Consider the following 1,291-nt stretch of genomic DNA (forward strand, 5'->3'; position numbering starts at 1 on the left):
ACAGGCACGTTACGTTCTTAGAGGGGAAAGGGCGAGTAATCGCCCCGACCTACTCGACAAAAATAAAAAGACAGGAATAAGCAGCCCCTTTGATACTATTTGTATGTTAGTCGAGTGTGTTAAGTCACTTGTCTTGTTAGCTCAAACCGATAAGGGGCGGGAAGTCAGAAAATACTTTATTGAGCGTGAAGAAAGGTATAATGCCCGAAATAAAGCATTATCCCCGGCACAAATGCTTTTGATACAGGCTCAACAAATGGTAGACTTCGAAAATCGTCAGGGTGAGCAGAGAGCCCGAATCAAAGCTATCGAGCAGGATAACCAAAAAGCAGAAGTAGAATTGAATGCACTGGAAAAAAGAAGAAACCTTGACACTTTTTGTAGATTCTCGAAAAGCTATGGATCAATTAGTGAAAAACTATGTAACTTATAAGCGCGCACCAGTACAGAAGATATACCAAACTGTTTACAAGTAATTCTCTTTGGTATATGGAAAAAAACTATATCAAAATGCTAAAAGGGTGAATAAAACGCCTATTGCCCCGATGCATCGGGATTTTCAACCTGGTTGGAGAGCAGAGGTTGGATTCCAGAAGCGTATGATCTGGCAAAAAAGGTTTTCGTAATAACAACTAGTGAAAGAATCAGAAACAAATGCCTGCAACCATAACCTTTTATTTTAAAAAAATAAGTATTTAAAATTATGGCAGTAAATATTCCAACAACGGAAGATCTTCAGGACTTAATGAAGGATTTTGAAAAAACAATGTATGGCAAGATAGAAGCGTTATTTAAAGCTGAAAACAGTGGGTTAGATATATACACCAACAAAAGAATCAAAGAAGAAATGGGAGGAGACATTAGCGATGATACCCTTGCCCGAATGAGAGAAAGAGGAGAACTTCCAGCGAAAAAAGTAAGCGGAAAGTGGTATTATAAGGGGGCAGATGTACGCAGAGTCTTTACAGAATAGTCGTAGACACTACCAATTAAGTACCCCTCGTTTTATATTGCTAAACACGAGGGGTAATATCTCTCAATCAGTAAACAAGCCTTCAAACTTATCCATTTCCTTTGCAATGGTTTCATTGGCAAGGCTTGCATATATTTCAGTGATTACTTCATTGGTATGACCTGTCATTTCTTTTAACTTTGACCTATCTGTGCCAGCATTATACACTAAAGTAGCAAAGGTTCTACGCCCTACATGGCTCGTCAAGTGCTTATCAATTCCTACATATTCCGCAATCATTTTGAGGTAAGTATTATAGTTTCCACTGGTAACTACAGG

At 38.5% G+C, this 1,291-nt stretch carries 2 protein-coding genes and 1 pseudogene; 2 read left to right on the forward strand and 1 reads right to left on the reverse strand.

Going from position 1 to position 1,291, the window contains the following annotated elements; all coding sequences use genetic code 11:
* Together Q0954_RS33935 and Q0954_RS33940 are read left to right on the forward strand one after the other, a co-directional pair.
* Window positions 1–433, forward strand: a pseudogene (locus Q0954_RS33935) (hypothetical protein); the annotation flags it as partial.
* A 270-nt stretch (window positions 434–703) separates the two neighbouring features.
* Window positions 704–973 (forward strand): helix-turn-helix domain-containing protein, encoded by a 270-nt coding sequence (locus Q0954_RS33940; RefSeq protein ID WP_299466526.1) that lies wholly within the window; start codon window positions 704–706, stop codon window positions 971–973.
* Between the two features lie 63 nt (window positions 974–1,036).
* Here the strand turns inward: Q0954_RS33940 and Q0954_RS33945 are convergent.
* Window positions 1,037–1,291, reverse strand: a 255-nt coding sequence (locus tag Q0954_RS33945) for a tyrosine-type recombinase/integrase (RefSeq protein WP_299466529.1), incomplete at its 5' end; no start/stop codon positions are given.

The sequence above is a fragment of the uncultured Microscilla sp. genome (assembly GCF_947493425.1).
Taxonomy (GTDB): Bacteria; Bacteroidota; Bacteroidia; order Cytophagales; family Microscillaceae; genus Microscilla.

Bases quoted from the DNA above. Each gene is read 5' to 3' on its own strand.
- Q0954_RS33940 (WP_299466526.1), top strand. From the start codon at position 704: ATGGCAGTAAATATTCCAACAACGGAAGATCTTCAGGACTTAATGAAG.